We start from the raw sequence: 16,294 nt of genomic DNA, 5'->3' as shown, positions 1-16,294 counted from the left end.
ACGGTACAGGAATCCACGCCGTCACCGTATGGGCGCGCTGCGCCGCAGGGAGCCGAAAAATGATCGAGGTCCACCCGGCCACCGCCGACCGGTTCGGCGACGTGGCCGCCGTCCTGGCACCAAGGAACCCCGGGGCCCAGGCGTGCTGGTGCCTGAGTTACCGTCTGCCGACGCCGGAGTTCAGAGCGCTGGCTGGCCCCGATCAGCAGGCCCGGCTACGCCGGTATGCGGAGGAGGGAACCCCTCCCGGCGTCGTCGCCTATATCGACCATGAACCTGCGGGCTGGTGTTCGGTGAGCCCGCGCACCAGCTATCACAGGCTGCGGACCTCCCGCACCATCCCCACTGTCGATGAGGTACCGGTGTGGAGCATTGTGTGTCTGGTCATCCGGCCCCAGTTCCGCCGGCAGGGGCTGGCTCGGCACCTGCTCGAAGGCGCGGTCGACTATGCCCGTTCATCGGGAGCTCCGGCGCTGGAGGCCTACCCCATCGACGCCGACGGCGGCCGGATCAGTTCCTCTCTCGCTTATGTCGGCACTACCGGGCTGTTTGAAGCTGCCGGATTCGAGCGGGTGGTGGAGACGGCGTCGAAATCCGGCGGGAAGACCCGGTGGCTGATGCGGAGAAGCCTGGCCTAGTCCACGTCCATCCGCAGAATCCGGTCGTCCTCCGGTGTTGGCTGCCCGCGGCCGTCAGTGTTGTTCGTCAGGATCCAGGCGCTGCCATCCGGAGCGTTGACGACGTCGCGCAGCCGCCCGTACTCACCCATCAGATACTCCGTGGAGGTGCCGAGGTCGCTGAGCGGCACCTCCACCAGCCGTTCCCCCCGCAGGTTGGCGATGAGGAGAGAGTTCCCCGCCACGGCGATGCCGCTCGGGCTGGCTGCACCCGGTGTCCACTGCTGAACCGGGTCCGTGAAGCCTTCCTCGCCGGCAATCCCTTCGACCTCCGGCCAGCCGTAGTTCCCGCCGGCCTCGATGACGTTGAGCTCGTCCCAGGTGTTCTGTCCGAACTCGCTCGCGTAGAGGGTGCCGTTACTGTCCCAGGCGATGCCCTGCGGATTGCGGTGCCCGTAGCTGTAGACCAGAGTTCCGGGGAACGGGTTGTCCGGGGGCTCGGCGCCGTCCGGCGTCATCCGCAGGATCTTGCCGGAGAGCGACTCCAGGTCCTGGGCGCTGTCCCGGTTCCCGGCGTCGCCCGTGGTGGCGTAAAGCAGGCCGTCGGGGCCGAACGCAATGCGGCCTCCGTTGTGGACCGGGCCAGCGGGGATCCCGTCGAGGATGGTTTCCGCTTCGCCCAGTTCCAAAGACCCGGGTTCGCCGGTGATCGCGCGGCGTTCGATCCGGTTCTCAACGCCCGCAGTCAGATAGGTATACAGGTAGCCGTCCTGGACGGCGATGCCCAGAAGCCCGCCCTCTCCCCTGCCGGCTGCGCCATCGATGGTGCCGATTCCGCGGGCGTTGCCGCCGGCGTCGAGCTCCAAAACGCGGGCCGAGTCCCGCTCACTGACCAGTGGGGTGCCCTCGTGGAACGCGATGGACCATGGGGCGTCGAGCCCGGTGGCGAGGACTTCCGGGACAGCGGCCCCGACAGACACCATGGACTGTGGGGGTGAGACGGAAATCGGAGGTTCCGGTCCCGGCCTGTCTGCGCTGCAGCCAGCAACCGCAGCCAGCGCGGCGGCGACAGCTGCGAGACCGGCCGACCGGCGTCGTGCCCTGTCGCATGACCGGACCGTGCCCGCGGCCCAGCCGATATCTATACCCTCAGTCCTCATGGAGTCCTTTCCTGCCGGGGCCCTCATGCCAATTCGAGGGACGAGGCTAACAGGGCCGGACCCTGGAGTCAGCCCCTTGACCTCCGGGCGGGCGGGCGGCCAAGCTCGATTGCAAGGACAGTTCCGCTTTCAAGCCCCACCAGGCCTTGCAATGGAATCCGGGAGAACGCATGGAGATCCTCTTTGTCCATGGGGCCGGTGGCTGGGAGGACGACCAGCCTCTGGCCGAAGAGCTGCATGTGCACCTTGGCGTGCCGGTCTCGGCGCCGCGCTTCCCCGATGAGGACATGTCGGCAGCAGCTTGGCGGAGCGAGCTTGAACGGCAGCTAAGCGGTCTCGGGCCTGAACTGGTGATCGTCGGCCATTCCTTCGGGGCCTCGATGGCGCTGCTGCACCTGACCGAGGAATTTACGGGTTCTCCCCCACAGGGGCTGGCCCTCCTGGCCATGCCTTTCTGGGGTTCGGAGGGTTGGCAGGCGGAGTACTCCCTGCCCGCCGACGCGGAACTGCCAACGGGCTTCCCTGTCTGGCTCCACCATTGCCGCGACGACGACGTCGTCCCCTTCGATCATCTGGACCGGCACGCGGCGCGGCTGCCGCAGGCCCAGGTCCGCCGCCACGGGTCGGGCGGGCACCAGTTCGAGGGGCGGATGGCGGCAGTCGCCGAGGATGTATCGGCGGTCAACGGCTAATCGCCAGGCACGGCTCTCAGCGAAGGGACAGCTCGCGGAGCTGGCGGCGTGAGGTGACGCCCATCTTGCGGAAGATGTTGCGAAGGTGGGCATCAATCGTGCGTGGGCTGAGAAAGAGCTCCGTGGCCACTTCGCGGGAGGTTGCACCGGTGGCCACCAGCCGGGCGATGTGCATCTCGTGGGCGGTGAGGGAATCCGCCGGCTGGGCGCTTCGCTTGCGGGGGTGCTCACCGGTGGCACGCAGTTCCCGGGCGGCGCGGGCGGCGAACGCCTCGGCGCCCATATCCAACAGCATCCCGTGTGCGGTGCGGAGCTGTTCGCGGGCGTCCTGGCGACGGCCCTCGCGGCGGAGCCACTCGCCGTAGACGAGGTGGGTGCGGGCGAGGTGGGCGGCCATCCGGCAGCGTCCGAGCTGCTCTATGGCTTCACGGTAGCTTTCCTCTGCCTTCGGCCCGGCACTGGTCAGGGCACGTGCACGTGCCGCCAGCCCGAGCCCCCAAGGGGTGCCGCTGGCGAGGGCCCGTGTGCTGAGCTGCTCCAGCGCTTCGGCCGCGCTATCCTGCCGGCCGGAACGGCAGGCCGCTTCGATGAATTCGGAGTGAGCCATGTTGTTGAACCGCCACGCTTCGGAGTCGTAGGCCCGTTTCCCAGCGGCATAAGCCGCAGGGTAATCACCGAGACCGTTGTGCAGCACGGACATGGCGTACTGCGTCAAGGATTCTTCGGTGCCGTGCGCTGGTCCGGCGGCCTTCCGGACAATGGCCGCGTGGGCCTCGGCGGTCTCGGTTGGATGGCCGCGCCAAGCGGAGAGGACGAGCTGGGCGTGGAGCAAAGGCACAGCCCCGGTCGCCGCCGCGGATGCATTCTGCTCGGCGGCCCGGGCGATCTCACCGGAGAGGACCAGCATGATGGACTGGCCGAGAAGCGCGGCAGGGAGCGTGGCCAGAGCGCCGGCCTCCCTCGTCACTCGGACATTGCGGATGGCCAACGAGCGAAGTGACTCGTCGTCGAACACTGACATCGCAGTTCGGATGGCGAGCCACCCCCAGCGGCAGCCGTTGGCGCCGTCCAGCGTGTCAGCGTCCGGCTCATGGACGAAGGCCTCCAACGCCCTCCGCCGCCCGGGCACGCCGGCCGCGTACCCCTGCGTGAACGTTTCAACCAACCCATCGAGCAACAGATCCACCGGCCTCTGCGGCCATGTAGGAGTGGGCGCCGCCCGGGCGGCCTCGGCAACTTCCGGTATGCTGCGGCCCCGGACGAAGTTGCCGGTGACAATCGCCGCTTCGAGCGCATGAAGATAGGTCTCGCGGGACAGCGCCGCATCCTGCGGGGCGAGGCTCCTGGCTGCGTGCAGCAGCATTCCCCCGCCGATACTGTCCCGGACGAGATGAAACGCGATCCGGGCACGCAGCAGTTCGAGGCGCGCCTGCTGCAAGGGATCGAGCGGACCGGCCGCAGCGATCTTCAGCAGCTCCGAGGCGTCCGCACCAGCCTCGTGCTTATCCTGCGCGGCCTCCAGCGCCCGGCTCGCGCGGGCGGCAGGGTCAGGGGTCAGTCTGGCCGCGTGCTCCATGAACGCCGCTGCGGCGGCAACCCCGCCGCGGGCACGCGCCCGGTCTGCTGACCGCACCAGCCCAGCGGCGGCGTCCTCGTCGGTGCCCAGCACGGCCTGAGCCCGGTGCCAGGCGCGGCGGTCGGGGTCGACGTCCGGATCGATGGCAGCGGCCAGCGCGTCGTGCGCACGGCGACGCTCCAGCGGGACGGCCGACCGAAGCACAGCCGAACGCACCAGCGGATGGCGGAACCTCACCCGTGTATCAATCTCCAGGAGTCCGGCGGCCTCTGCGGGCGCGGCAGACTCGCCGGCGATCCCCAGGTGCGCGGCCGCACGCCACAGCAGCGCCACCTCGCCGGTAGGATCGGCCGCGGCAACCAGCAGCAATAGTCGAGTAGGTGCCGGCAGGCTGTCCGCGCGGCGCCGAAAGGTGTCCTCGATGCGGTGCGTGATGCCCGGCACCGGCTCGAATCCGCCGACCACCCACGCCGCCGGCGCGCTTCGGGCCAGCTCCAGCAGCGCGAGAGGGTTCCCGTGCGCCTCTGCGACGACATGCTCACGCATCCCGTCGTCCAGGGGTACGTAGTCGGCTGCTGCCAGCAGCTCCCGCGCGTCGGCCTCGTCGAGCCCACCCAAGCGTACGACGGGTATGCCGTCGAACCCGCGCACATCGCGGTCGGTGGGATCCCGCAGGGTGAACACCAGTGCCATCGGCTCGGCGGCGACCCGTCGTGCCACAAATGTGAGGACCTGAGCCGACGCCTCGTCCAGCCACTGCGCATCGTCAACGAGGCACAGAAGGGGTCCTTCCTCAGCGGCCTCGGCCAGCAGGTTGAGAGTGGCCAGCCCAATCAGGAACCGATCCGGCACTGCACCGCTTTGCTGCCCGAACGCCACACCCAGGGCGGTCTGCTGCGGCTCGGGCAGGGCACCCATGCGGTCCAGCAGGGGTGCGCACAACTGATGCAGGCCACCAAAAGCGAACTGTGTTTCGCACTCCACCCCGACCGAGGACACCACCCGAAACCCCGAGGCATCAGCCCTGCCGCGGGCGTACTCGAGCAGCGCCGTCTTACCGATACCGGCTTCCCCATGCACAACGAGTGCCCCGCTCAGTCCCGCCCGCGCCTGCGAGAGAAGGTCATCGACCGCTGCGCGCTCCGCGGCTCGGCCCAGAAAGTCCACCAGTGTCGCTCCCTTCACAGTATGACGGCACCCTATTAGACAACTTTCACCTACGCAACGAAGTAGCTCCGCCCCAGCGGGTAGGCAGGAACCGGCGGAAAGGCAGGGGCTTCCACCGACGCGAAGGCACCGCCACCGGTGCCAATCTGAAGGCACGCCTGCAGGTGCAGGCAAAGCAGTACGGTCCAGCCCAGACCGGAGAACACGGTTTCTGCTGGGGACAGTTTCGCAAATCGCACGCACCCACGACCCACACTAGAAAGAGGCCCCGAGCCATGAACCCCATTCAAGAACTGATCATCAACTTCCAGGAACTTGCGGCCCAAGTGCCCGAGATCATCCGGCCCCTCATCGTGATGCTCGCCGGGGCTGTCCCCTTCATCGAGACTGAAGGCGCCTCCATTATCGGCATCCTCGGCGGCCTTCACCCTATCGTTGCCGGCATCGCCGGCGCGGTCGGCAATTTCCTGAGCGTTGTGCTCGTGGTGCTCTTCACGTCGCGGGCCCGCACGGCCGTCACTAACCAGAAGAAAGGAGGCGTCGCGGCGGCTCGGAGCATGGAGCGCGTGCCGGCAGGTCTGGGTTACGAGGGTGCTGCTGCGATAGAAGAGACAGCGCCGGCCAAGCCTGTATCTAAGGGGCGCCAGCGCTTCATGAAGTGGCTCGTCCGCTTCGGTGTCCCCGGGGCAAGCATCCTCGGTCCCCTTGCAATTCCGACCCAGTTCACATCCGTCATCCTCGTCGCCAGCGGAACCCCCCGTGGCTGGGTGCTGCTCTGGCAAGGGGTGGCGATCGTCCTGTGGACGGCTGTGGCCACAGTGTCGTTCTGGGCCGCCCTCACCTTCGTCGTCGGGGTCTGAGTCACATGAAAGTACGGATCGACGATCCATCGGAGGAACGTAGCCGCGCTGGCAGGGCTGCTCCAAAGAAGCGATTCCGGGAGGAAAAAGTGACACCCAAACAAACGCTGGAACCCGGAGACGGCCATAGGCTTCCGCGCTATCGATGGTGGCAGCTCTTCTCGCGTTCCCTCTTCCATCTGCATCTCACGGGCGAGGACGGTGCACCGGAGACCTGGTCAGTAGACGTCCGGCACGGGGGCGATTCGGACGGCGAAGTGCGCGCGCAGCTTTACCTCGACGGGGTCAACCAGGCCGGATCGAAACTTCCGGCAGTGTTCGCAGTGCCGGGTGGGGCCATCGAGGTCGAGGTCAGCATCTTCGGGCTCAGGCGCAGCCACTACGTGAGGCACGACGGGTCCGAGCGGCAACTTGTGCCCGATCCCGCCTCGGGCGAAGGACTGCGCGCCCACCTGGAACGAACCAACCCTGCGCTGAGCCGCACCGTTGGTATCGTTTCGGCCAGCGTACTCGTGGTCGCGCTCGTGCTCGGCGTTCCGCAGATCATCGAGCAGATCATGCAGCTTCCGCCCATCGCGGAGAGCATCGGCACGTTCTCCAGCCCGTTCCAGCTTCCGGCAGCCGCGAACTTCACGCTGCTGCTGGCAACGCTGGCAGCGAGCACCGAGCGCGCACTCCGGCTGCGCTACAACTGGGTCCTCGACGGCGGCTTCCTTGAGGGTGGTGACTAGAACAGGTGCCGGGCTCTGCGGCAGGCTCAGCCCGGCACTGCACCCGCTTTAAACGACAAAAGCCTGACGAAACTTACGTTTCATCAGGCTTACCGTCGGGTTGACAGGATTTGAACCTGCGACCCCTTGACCCCCAGTCAAGTGCGCTACCAAGCTGCGCCACAACCCGCAGTTCCCCCGGAATCCCTTCCGGCCGAACTACCTCAAATACCTTACACCACAACCGGATGTTCCGCCGCATCGGGGGTCGTGTGCTCGGCCACGTCAGGGCACGGAGGGCCCTAGCCGGCATGGCTGTACAGATAATGGGCTCGATTCACCTCGGACCGGCATGACTGTACAGATAATGGGCCTTTCGCGGCCGGATAACCCCGTTACCTGTACAACGATGAGCTTCCGGCAGGGTTCCGGCTATGAAGAACGCAGAAACCCCGGCCCCGCTTCCCCGAAAAGGGAGAGCAGGACCGGGGCACGTCATGCTGACGCTTAGCGCTTGCTGTTCTTGCCGCGCTTCTCGCGGACACGCATGTTGACCTCGATGGGCGTGCCTTCGAAGCCGAACGTTTCACGCAGGCGGCGGGTGATGAAGCGGCGGTAGCCGGGATCCAGGAAGCCGGTGGTGAACAGCACGAACTTCGGCGGGCGGGAGGACGCCTGCGTGCCGAAGAGGATACGGGGCTGCTTTCCGCCGCGCACGGGGTGCGGGTGGGCGGCAACCAGCTCGCCCAGGAAGGCGTTGAGCTTGCCGGTGGGGATGCGCTTGTCCCAGTTCTCCAGTGCCGTATCAAGCGCCGGAACCAGCCGGTCCTTGTGCCAGCCGGTCTTGGCGGAGATGTTCACGTGCGGAGCCCATTCGACGTGAGCCAGGTCCCGCTCGATCTCGATCTTGAGGTAGCGGCGGCGCTCTTCGTCGAGCAGGTCCCACTTGTTGAAGGCGAGGACCAGTGCGCGGCCGGATTCGATTGCCAGCTGCAGGATGCGGACATCCTGCTCACTGAGGACTTCATCCACGGCGAGGAGCACGACGGCGACCTCGGCCTTTTCCAGGGCAGCCTGGGTACGCAGCGACGCGTAGAAGTCGGCACCCTGGGCCATGTGCTGGCGGCGGCGGATGCCGGCGGTGTCGACGAAGCGCCAGGTGCGGCCGCCGAGTTCGATCATTTCGTCCACCGGGTCACGGGTGGTGCCTGCGGTGTCATCAACAACCACACGCTCGGAACCGGCCAGCTTGTTCAGCAGCGAGGACTTGCCCACGTTCGGGCGGCCGATCAGGGCGATGCGGCGCGGGCCGCCGGAGCGGTCCAGTCCACCGTAGGCGGAGTACTCGGGCAGCACGTCGAGGACGGCGTCGAGCATATCGCCGGTGCCGCGGCCGTGCAGGGCCGAGACGGGGTACGGCTCGCCGAAGCCCAGGCCCCAGAGGGAGGACGCGTCGGCTTCGTTCTGGATGTCGTCCACCTTGTTGGCGACGACGACGACGGGCTTGCCCTTGCCGCGCAGCATCCGCACCACGGCTTCATCCGTTGCGGTGATGCCGACTGTTGCGTCAACCACGAGCATGACGGCGTCGGCGTGGTCGACGGCGATTTCGGCTTGGTCGGCAACCCGGCGGTGGATGCCGCGGGCGTCGTGCTCCCAGCCGCCGGTGTCCACCAGGGTGAAGTTCACGCCGTTCCAGGTTGCCGGGTAGGACACTCGGTCACGGGTGACACCGGGGGTGTCTTCGACGACGGCCTCACGGCGGCCGAGGATACGGTTCACCAGGGTGGACTTGCCCACGTTCGGGCGCCCAACAATGGCGACCACGGGATCCTGGCGGACCGGTGCGTCTTCGTCGTATTCTTCGAAGCCGCCGGCAAGCAGCGCGGCGTCTTCTTCATCAAGTTCGTAGTCGTCGAGACCGGCGCGGAGGGAGCGGGCGCGTATATCGGCCTCGTCGTCGTCCATTGCCGCCAGGCGCTCGTCGATCGAGTCCACTCCGGACGGGATGTACTCGTCCGTGGAGATCCCGTCACCGGCGGTGTCGTCGTTGAGAGGTTTTCCGTTCATTGAATTGCTTTCTTTCCGTTGAGGTCTGCAGCACTGCGTACAGGCCGTCGCCGGACGTTCAGCCCGGTAAGTGTGAGGGAGGGTCCTTGCGGCGTTGCCGCCGAATGCCCTCCTCCCATTGAAACACGGGCAGGTGCCCGTAGTTGGTGCCGGGTCCCCCGGCAGGGAGTTAGTGGGTACTGCTGAAAACCACGTCAAGCACCGCCGAGACGGTCTCTTCGAAGTCCAGGTCCGAGGAATCGATGGTGGTGACGCCGTCGGCGGCCTGCTGGAAATCCACCACGGTGGAATCCTTGGCATCGCGGACCAGGACCTGTTCCTTCAGGGCCGCAGCGGTCTGCGTGCCGCCGAGCTGGATGCCGCGGCGGCGGAGCCGGGCTTCCTCACTGGCGGTGAGCAGGATCCGGACCTCGGCGTGCGGGGCCACCACGGTGGTGATGTCCCGGCCTTCGGCCACGATCCGCAGCCCGGAGTCCCGGATCAGCTGCTGCTGGCGGCGGACCAGCTCGGCGCGGGCGCCAAGCGTGGTCGCGACGGCACTGACCGAGGAGGAAACGGCCGGTTCGCGGATGGCCTCAGTGACGTCCCGCCCGCTGACGCGGACCCATTCCTCGTTCGGGGACAGGCTCAGGGCGATGTCGGCGTTTTCGGCGGCAGCTTCAACGGCCACCGAATCCGTCAGGTCAATCCCCGCTTCCATGCAGGAGAGGGTGACCGCACGGTACATGGCACCGGTGTCGAGGTAGGCGGCGTGCAGGCGGCGTGCCACTTCACGGCTGATGCTGGACTTGCCGGAACCTGACGGTCCGTCAATGGCCACAACCAGCGGCTTGCCCTGCCGGAACTGGGCCGGATCCACGTTATAACTCACTGCACTACCTTCCACCCGCGGGCGCTTAATTCAGTAACAAGGTCATTCACCCGGCCGGGCAGGACGGAGATTTCCGCCCGCCCCACCTGCCGGCCGGAGGCGTGCTCCAGCCGGAGGTCCTCCAGGTTCACGCCGATCTCACCAATCTCGGTGAGCAGCCGCGCGATCTGGCCGGGAGTGTCATCCACCAGCACGGTGAAGGACACAAAGGTCTGCGCCGGGCCGCCGTGCTTGCCCGGAATCCGGGCCTGCCCGGCGTTGCCTTCGGCAATGAGCTGCGCCATGTCCAGGCGCGCGCCGTCGGCCACCGGATCCTCGAGGGTACGGATCAACCGGTTCAGGTCCTCGCGGACCCCGTGCAGGATCGGCACCAGCCGCCCCGCGTTTCCGCTGAGGATCTGCACCCAGAGATTCGGATCGCTGGCGGCAATCCGGGTGACGTCCCGCAGGCCGTTGCCGGCGAGGCCCAGTGCCTGCGGCGGGGTTTCCTGCAGCCGGCTGGCCACCAGGGAAGCCATTACCTGCGGCAGGTGCGAGGTCAGCGCGACCGACGCGTCGTGGTCCTCGGCGGACATCCGGGACACCACGGCGCCCAGGTCGAACGCGAGGGCCTCGGCCCGGCGCACGGCCTCCGGAGCCGCTTCCGGCGGCGGGCAGATGACCCAGGGCATGCCGTTGAACAGTTCCGCGCGTGCGGCCACCGGCCCGGATTTCTCCCGGCCCGCCATCGGGTGGGTGCCCACGTAACGGCTGAGCTCGGCGTCGTACTCCCGGAGGTCGGTAAGGACAGCCGACTTCACGCTGGCAATATCAACGACGACGGCGGCCGGCCAGTCCTTCAGCGCTGCAGCCACCAGGGACGCAGTGACATCCGGCGGAGCGGCAACCACCACGAGCGACGGGTCGAATCCCTGGCGGGAAACGCTCAGGAGCCGCCCGGCACCGATGTCCCGGGCCACAGCCTCTGTCGAGGGAGACAGGTCCGAGAGCACCACATCGATGCCGCGGGCACGGAGCGCCAGGCCGATGCTCGTGCCCAGCAGACCCGTGCCGATGATCAGCACGGATCCGGACAGGTGGGTGCCCCCGTCAGCGGCAGCGGCCATTGGCTAGAGTCCTACTGAAGCGAGGAGGTGTCCAACCTCACCGCGGCCCAGGACGCGGATGCTGCCCTGGCGCTGGTCACCCAGGCGGATCGGGCCGATCTGGGTGCGCACGAGGCGCTCGACCGGGTGCCCGACGGCGTCGAACAGGCGGCGGACGATGCGGTTGCGGCCCGAGTGCAGAATGACCTCGACCAGGAGGTGACCCGGGGTGGAGTCGACCAGCTTGAAGGAATCGACCTTCGCGAAGCCGTCTTCGAGCTCGATGCCTTCACGCATCTGCGCACCGACGCCCTGGCCCATCGGGCCGCGGACCTGGACGAGGTAGGTCTTGGGCACTTCGTAGGAAGGGTGGGTGAGACGGTTGGTCAGCTCGCCGTCGTTGGTCAGCAGCAGCAGGCCTTCGGTCTCGTTGTCCAGGCGGCCAACGTGGAACAGGCGCTCGTTCTTGCTGGTGGCCTTGAGGAAGTCACTGATGCAGGGCCGGCCCTCGGGGTCTTCCATGGTGGAAATGACGCCGCGGGGCTTGTTGAAGACGTAGTACTTCTGGGATTCATCCAGCTGCAGGCGCATGCCGTCCACGTGGATGGCGACAGTGGCCGGATCAACGCGGACACCGAGCTCGGTGACGACCTGGCCGTCAACCTCCACACGGCCTTCGGCGATCATTTCTTCGCACACCCGGCGGGAGGCGACCCCGGCGCTGGCCATGACCTTCTGCAGGCGGATGCCTTCGGGGTTGTGCTGTTCCGAAATCACCGGCTTGGCGGGGCGGCGGGTGGCCGACCGGCGCACGGGACCCAGGTTCTGGCCAAAGCGCTCATTCCGGAAGGCACGGTCACCGCTCTTGCGCTGGCCTGCCTGCGGGCCGCCGAACTTACCGGCACCGGACTTGGCGCCCGACTTCGGTGCACCACCGGTTTTGGGGGCACCGGTCCGGGCACCACTGGGCTTGCTGTCGCCGAACGCCTTCACGGCGTCGGACTTGAACTTCTCTGGACGGGCGGCCTCCGGGCTGACGGGCCGGTAGCCGTTGGCGCGGTCTTCGCCGGGCTTCAGGCCCGATGCCGAACGGGGGCCGCCGGTGCGGTTGGAGGAAGGCTTGGAGCCGCGGCCGAAGCCTTTACCGCCGGCGGGGCCACCGGCACTGCGTCCGCCGCCGCGCGGGGTATTGCGGCCGGATCCGGAACGGGGTGCTGGGGTCATGAGTAAGTCCTTTGGGTGTAGCGGTTAATAAGTAGTGTCTTCAAATTCGGCCAGGTTTTCCAGCCCGGGCAGGTGCGGTGCAATCTGCGGAAGTTCGTCGAGGCTGCCCAGACCGAGCCGTTCCAGGAAGTACGGCGTGGTCCGGTACAGCAGCGAACCGGTTTCCGGTTCGGTGCCGGCGTCGACGATCAATCCACGCTGAACCAGCGTGCGGACCACCGAATCGACGTTTACTCCCCGGATCGCGGAGACCCGGGCCCGGGAGACGGGCTGCCGATAGGCAATCACCGCCAGTGTTTCCAGTGCGGCCTGCGACAGCCGTGCACTCTGGCCTTCCAGTACAAACTTCGACACAACGGGCGCATAGTCAGCGCGGGAAAAAATCCGCCATCCGCCTGCTACGTCGCGGAGTTCAAAACCACGCGGTGCGCCCTCGGGTCCACCCCCAGTATAGCCGTCATACTCCTGCTGCAGTTCCGTGAGGGCAGCGAGCACTTCCGTCTCCGGGACGCCGATCACCGAGGCCAGCAGTGCCGGGGCGGCAGGTTCATCCACCACCATCAGCACCGCCTCCACAGCGGCCTTCACGCCGCCGGGCAGTGAGGCCGCATCTACGGCACCATCCCCGCCGCTCTGGACAGTCCCAACAACCGGCTCCGCCGTCATGCTTGGTCCCCTTCGGTAACGCTGTCTGTCTCGCTGTCGTATTCGTCCACGCCGCCGGTCAGTCCGGCAGCCGCATCCGCATCCCCGGTCCAGGTAATCAGCAGTTCGCCCAGCGGAGTTTCCTGTTCAAAGCTGACTGACCCGTCGCGGAACATTTCCAGCAGCGCCAGGAACCGGGCCACCGCAACCGGACCGTCGGCGTCGGACACCAGAGTCCCGAATGTTGCCGCTCCGTTCCCCGCCAGCCGTTCGGCAAGGATCAGGGCCTGTTCGCGGACGCTGGTCTTGGGTGCGTGCAGGTGTTCCAGGCCCACCGTAGGGGGCTGTTCATCCCGGGGCTGCAGGGCGCGGGCGGCCAGGTCGGCAAATTGCTGAGGGGTGGTGCGCCAGATCAGTTCCGGCAGCATCGCCGCGAAGTGCGGATCCAGGGAGACCTGGCGGGGGAAACGCTGCGCCTCTTCGGCCAGCCGCTCCCCCATCTGCCGGGCCATTTCCCGAAACGCCTTGTACTGCAGCAGGCGGGCGAACAGCAGGTCGCGGGCCTCGAGCAGGGCTACGTCTTCCTCGTCCTCGACGTCACCGCTCGGCAGGAGCCGCGCGGCCTTGAGGTCCAGGAGGGTGGCCGCAATGACCAGGAATTCGCTGGCCTCGTCCAAGGCAACTTCGGGGCCGGTTCCGAAAAGCTCCCGGATGTAGCCCAGGAACTCATCGGTGACGGCGGCGAGGGCTATCTCGGTAATGTCCAGCTCGTGCTTGGAGATCAGTCCCAGCAGCACCTCGAAGGGGCCGGTGAAGTTCGTCAGGCGGACTTCAAACCCGGCGCGCGGCTCCTCCGAACCGGAATCCTGCGGGTCCGGCTTCCCCGTGCCGGGCCCCGATTTTGGGGTCGCCGGTTGAGACGACCCCGCCTTCGGGGAGCCCGACCTCGGGGACCCCGGTCCCGCGTGCGCCGGTTTAGGGCGCGCCGCCGCGGGCAATCAGTTCCTTGGCGAGACGGCGGTAGGAGTCGGCGCCCGGGTGGTTGCCGGCGTAGGTGGTGATCGGTTCGGCCGCCACAGTGGCATCGGCGAACTTGATGGTCCGCTTGATGACTGTTTCGAAGACCTTGTCGCCGAAGGCTTCCACCAGGCGGGAAATGACTTCGCGGCTGTGCAGGGTGCGGGCGTCGTACATGGTAGCCAGGACGCCGTCCACCTGCAGCCCGGGGTTGAGCCGGTCCTGGACCTTCTCGATGGTCTCCACCAGCAGCGCAACGGCGCGCAGGGCGAAGAACTCACAGATCAGCGGGATGATGACGCCGTGGGCTGCCGTCAGTGCGTTGACGGTCAGCAGGCCCAGGGACGGCTGGCAGTCGATGAGGATGACGTCGTAGTCGTCCGACACCCGGCGCAGCGCCCGTTCGAGCACCTGCTCGCGGGCCACTTCGTTCACCAGCTGGACCTCGGCCGCGGAAAGGTCGATGTTGGCCGGCAGCAGGTGGATGTTCTCGATGGAGGTTTCGTGGATGGCCTCGCGGATATCCACCTTGCGGTCCATCAGCACGTTGTAGACGGTCAGGTCCAGTTCGTGCGGGTTGGCACCCATTCCGGCGGACAGGGCACCCTGCGGGTCAAAATCGACCAGCAGTACGCGGCGGCCGGCCTCTGCAAGGGCAGCGCCCAGGTTGATGGTGGAGGTGGTCTTACCGACCCCGCCCTTCTGGTTCACCATCGCGATGATCCGGGCAGGACCATGGGACGTGAGGACGGGAGGTTCAGGGAATACCGTCAGGGGACGTCCGGTAGGGCCCATCGCCGAATCGGTTGCGGTTGCGTCCTGCAGAGTTGATGAACTCTGATCGCTGCTCACGTATAAATCCACGCTTCCGTATCTAGCTGTGCTGCGGGCTGTCAGTGACAACGTTACAGCCGCGCAACGGTGTTCCGCGCGAATCGGGGCCCCGGCGCCCGGCGAGCCTTGACGCTCAAGTAGAAGTCGAACCTTTGGCGCGGACTGCAATCGGCGGCGCAGGATGTCCCGCCAAAGAACGGCACCCCGGCACCCAAGCTCGGTTCGACAGAAAGAACGCGCCCCGCCTTACCCGGCGGAGCGCGTTCTTCGGTAGTGCTTTGCAGTTAGGCCTGGCGGTTAGTGCCGGGCCTCTCCGGTGGAACCGCCCACTGCGGAACTTCCGGCGGGGCTGGGCACCGAAGCGGCGAGTTCGGCGGACTCCGCCGTCTGGCGCGGTTCGTCAGTGCCGGCGTCGACATTCATGCTCGCCTCGTCGAAGGGCCGTTCGCGGTCCAGGACCGCGGTGACCTGGTCCTTGTCGATTTCCTTGGTCCAGGTGCCGATCAGCACGGTGGCGACAGCGTTGCCGGTGAAGTTGGTCAGGGCACGGGCTTCGGACATGAAGCGGTCGATGCCCACAATCAGGCCCACGCCTTCGATCAGGTCCGGGCGGTGCGACTGCAGGCCGCCGGCCAGGGTGGCCAGGCCTGCGCCGGTGACGCCTGCGGCGCCCTTGGACGCGATGATCATGAAGACCAGCAGGGAGATCTGCTCCCCCAGTTCCAGCGGCTTGCCCATGGCCGAGGCGACGAACAGTGCCGCCATGGTCAGGTAGATGGCGGTTCCATCGAGGTTGAAGGAGTAACCGGTGGGGACCGTGACACCGACAACCGGCTTGGAGATACCAAGGTGTTCCATCTTCGCGATCAGGCGCGGCAGGGCCACTTCCGAGGACGACGTGGAGAAGATCAGCAGGTATTCGCGTCCCAGGTACCGCATCAGCTTGAAGATGCTGACGCCGGTCACCAGTTTCAGCAGGCCGCCCAGGATGACGACGATGAAGAGGATGCAGGTGATGTAGAAGGCGACCATCAGGGTTGCCATGCTCACGATTGCCTGGATGCCGGTTTCGCCGACGACGGCGGAAATGGCACCGAAGGCGCCGATGGGCGCCAGCCACATGATCATCATGAGGATGCGGAAGACCAGGGCCTGGATGTAGCCGATGCCCTTCAGTACGGGAGCTCCGGCAGTACCCATCTTCTGCAGCGCGAAGCCGACCAGCAGGGCAACAAAGAGGGTCTGCAGGATGCTTTCACCGGTAAGGGAAGCCAGCAGCGTGGTGGGGATGATGCTCAGCAGGAAGCCGGTCATTCCCTCTGACTCTTCGGGAGCTGACGGCGCGGCGTCACCCGAGGCCTGCAGGTCCAGCCCCTCGCCCGGGTGGATCAGGTTGCCGACCACGAGCCCGATGGCCAGGGCGAAGGTCGACATGATGATGAAGTAGCCCAGCGCCAGACCGCCGACTTTGCCGACCGTGGCGGCTTTGGCAATTGATCCGATGCCTAGGACAATGGTGCAGAAGATGACCGGAGCGATCATCATCTTGATCAGGTTGATGAACCCGGTCCCGAGGGGCTTCAGGGACTTGGCGAACTCCGGGGCCACCAGTCCGAGTACGGCACCGAGGACAACCGCCGCAATGACGGCGATGTAGAGGAAATGTGTTCTGTCCCGCTTGGGGCTCTTCGGTGAGCCCGCGGAGGGTTGAGCGGCAGCTGCCATGTCGTACTCCTTGTTGCTTTTGGTCGGCCTCAATCATCCAC

General features: G+C 66.8%; 14 protein-coding genes and 1 tRNA gene. 4 read left to right on the top strand and 11 right to left on the bottom strand.

All coding sequences use genetic code 11. The features are described from left to right. Nucleotides 1-59: 59 nt before the first annotated feature. Nucleotides 60-638 carry a GNAT family N-acetyltransferase gene (locus tag QNO03_RS00175; RefSeq protein WP_229947507.1) on the top strand — a complete coding sequence of 193 codons (579 nt, stop codon included), beginning with the start codon at nucleotides 60-62 and terminating at the stop codon, nucleotides 636-638. Here the strand turns inward: QNO03_RS00175 and QNO03_RS00170 are convergent. Further along, the gene (locus tag QNO03_RS00170) at nucleotides 635-1,600 is read right to left on the bottom strand and encodes a PQQ-dependent sugar dehydrogenase (protein WP_354003868.1); all 966 of its coding nucleotides are present in this window, start codon (nucleotides 1,598-1,600) and stop codon (nucleotides 635-637) included. The genes QNO03_RS00175 and QNO03_RS00170 overlap by 4 nt on opposite strands. Nucleotides 1,601-1,947: 347 nt before the next feature. Here QNO03_RS00170 and QNO03_RS00165 point away from each other — a divergent pair, with 347 nt between their 5' ends. Then, complete coding sequence (locus tag QNO03_RS00165) at nucleotides 1,948-2,469, top strand: alpha/beta fold hydrolase (RefSeq protein WP_229947504.1); 522 nt, start codon at nucleotides 1,948-1,950, stop codon at nucleotides 2,467-2,469. A gap of 16 nt (nucleotides 2,470-2,485) precedes the next feature. On the opposite strand, the gene QNO03_RS00160 is transcribed toward QNO03_RS00165, so the two are convergent. Further along, complete coding sequence (locus QNO03_RS00160; RefSeq protein ID WP_289601241.1) at nucleotides 2,486-5,230, bottom strand: ATP-binding protein; 2,745 nt, start codon at nucleotides 5,228-5,230, stop codon at nucleotides 2,486-2,488. A gap of 257 nt (nucleotides 5,231-5,487) precedes the next feature. Between QNO03_RS00160 and QNO03_RS00155 the strand changes: the two genes are divergently transcribed. After that, nucleotides 5,488-6,072 carry a small multidrug efflux protein gene (locus QNO03_RS00155; protein WP_289601239.1) on the top strand — a complete coding sequence of 195 codons (585 nt, stop codon included), beginning with the start codon at nucleotides 5,488-5,490 and terminating at the stop codon, nucleotides 6,070-6,072. An 89-nt stretch (nucleotides 6,073-6,161) separates the two neighbouring features. Then, entirely contained in the window at nucleotides 6,162-6,803 is a 642-nt protein-coding gene (locus QNO03_RS00150; RefSeq protein WP_229947497.1) for a hypothetical protein, read from the top strand. A 95-nt stretch (nucleotides 6,804-6,898) separates the two neighbouring features. On the opposite strand, the gene QNO03_RS00145 is transcribed toward QNO03_RS00150, so the two are convergent. The 9 genes from QNO03_RS00145 to QNO03_RS00105 form a co-directional block, all read right to left on the bottom strand. Further along, nucleotides 6,899-6,972 (bottom strand) — tRNA-Pro (locus tag QNO03_RS00145). 317 nt (nucleotides 6,973-7,289) lie between these two features. After that, the gene (gene der / locus QNO03_RS00140) at nucleotides 7,290-8,852 is read right to left on the bottom strand and encodes a ribosome biogenesis GTPase Der (RefSeq protein WP_229947495.1); all 1,563 of its coding nucleotides are present in this window, start codon (nucleotides 8,850-8,852) and stop codon (nucleotides 7,290-7,292) included. Nucleotides 8,853-9,021: 169 nt separating this feature from the next. After that, the gene (cmk, locus tag QNO03_RS00135) at nucleotides 9,022-9,723 is read right to left on the bottom strand and encodes a (d)CMP kinase (protein ID WP_289601238.1); all 702 of its coding nucleotides are present in this window, start codon (nucleotides 9,721-9,723) and stop codon (nucleotides 9,022-9,024) included. Next, nucleotides 9,720-10,829 carry a prephenate dehydrogenase gene (locus tag QNO03_RS00130; RefSeq protein ID WP_289601237.1) on the bottom strand — a complete coding sequence of 370 codons (1,110 nt, stop codon included), beginning with the start codon at nucleotides 10,827-10,829 and terminating at the stop codon, nucleotides 9,720-9,722. The genes cmk and QNO03_RS00130 overlap by 4 nt, the downstream gene beginning before the upstream one ends. Before the next feature lie 3 nt (nucleotides 10,830-10,832). Continuing rightward, nucleotides 10,833-12,032 carry a pseudouridine synthase gene (locus QNO03_RS00125; RefSeq protein WP_289601236.1) on the bottom strand — a complete coding sequence of 400 codons (1,200 nt, stop codon included), beginning with the start codon at nucleotides 12,030-12,032 and terminating at the stop codon, nucleotides 10,833-10,835. 24 nt (nucleotides 12,033-12,056) lie between these two features. Continuing rightward, entirely contained in the window at nucleotides 12,057-12,698 is a 642-nt protein-coding gene (scpB, locus tag QNO03_RS00120) for an SMC-Scp complex subunit ScpB (RefSeq protein WP_289601234.1), read from the bottom strand. Next, nucleotides 12,695-13,675 (bottom strand): segregation and condensation protein A, encoded by a 981-nt coding sequence (locus QNO03_RS00115; RefSeq protein WP_502874531.1) that lies wholly within the window; start codon nucleotides 13,673-13,675, stop codon nucleotides 12,695-12,697. The genes scpB and QNO03_RS00115 overlap by 4 nt, the downstream gene beginning before the upstream one ends. Next, nucleotides 13,653-14,546, bottom strand: coding sequence for a ParA family protein (locus QNO03_RS00110; protein ID WP_229947486.1), 894 nt, complete (start codon nucleotides 14,544-14,546; stop codon nucleotides 13,653-13,655). The genes QNO03_RS00115 and QNO03_RS00110 overlap by 23 nt, the downstream gene beginning before the upstream one ends. 279 nt (nucleotides 14,547-14,825) lie before the next feature. Beyond that, the gene (locus QNO03_RS00105) at nucleotides 14,826-16,253 is read right to left on the bottom strand and encodes a cation:dicarboxylate symporter family transporter (protein WP_289601232.1); all 1,428 of its coding nucleotides are present in this window, start codon (nucleotides 16,251-16,253) and stop codon (nucleotides 14,826-14,828) included. Nucleotides 16,254-16,294 lie beyond the last annotated feature (41 nt).

Source organism: Arthrobacter sp. zg-Y877, from assembly GCF_030373105.1.
Taxonomy (GTDB): domain Bacteria; phylum Actinomycetota; class Actinomycetes; order Actinomycetales; family Micrococcaceae; genus Arthrobacter_B.
Note: the sequence above shows the minus strand (reverse complement) of the source record. Positions and strands in the feature narration are given on the sequence as shown.

Excerpts from the sequence above, each read along its gene's own strand:
- QNO03_RS00175 (WP_229947507.1), top strand. The coding sequence starts at position 60 with ATGATCGAGGTCCACCCGGCCACCGCCGACCGGTTCGGCGACGTGGCC.
- QNO03_RS00170 (WP_354003868.1), bottom strand. The coding sequence starts at position 1,600 with ATGGTGTCTGTCGGGGCCGCTGTCCCGGAAGTCCTCGCCACCGGGCTC.
- QNO03_RS00165 (WP_229947504.1), top strand. The coding sequence starts at position 1,948 with ATGGAGATCCTCTTTGTCCATGGGGCCGGTGGCTGGGAGGACGACCAG.
- QNO03_RS00155 (WP_289601239.1), top strand. The coding sequence starts at position 5,488 with ATGAACCCCATTCAAGAACTGATCATCAACTTCCAGGAACTTGCGGCC.
- der (WP_229947495.1), bottom strand. The coding sequence starts at position 8,852 with ATGAACGGAAAACCTCTCAACGACGACACCGCCGGTGACGGGATCTCC.
- QNO03_RS00130 (WP_289601237.1), bottom strand. The coding sequence starts at position 10,829 with ATGGCCGCTGCCGCTGACGGGGGCACCCACCTGTCCGGATCCGTGCTG.
- QNO03_RS00125 (WP_289601236.1), bottom strand. The coding sequence starts at position 12,032 with ATGACCCCAGCACCCCGTTCCGGATCCGGCCGCAATACCCCGCGCGGC.
- scpB (WP_289601234.1), bottom strand. The coding sequence starts at position 12,698 with ATGACGGCGGAGCCGGTTGTTGGGACTGTCCAGAGCGGCGGGGATGGT.
- QNO03_RS00105 (WP_289601232.1), bottom strand. The coding sequence starts at position 16,253 with ATGGCAGCTGCCGCTCAACCCTCCGCGGGCTCACCGAAGAGCCCCAAG.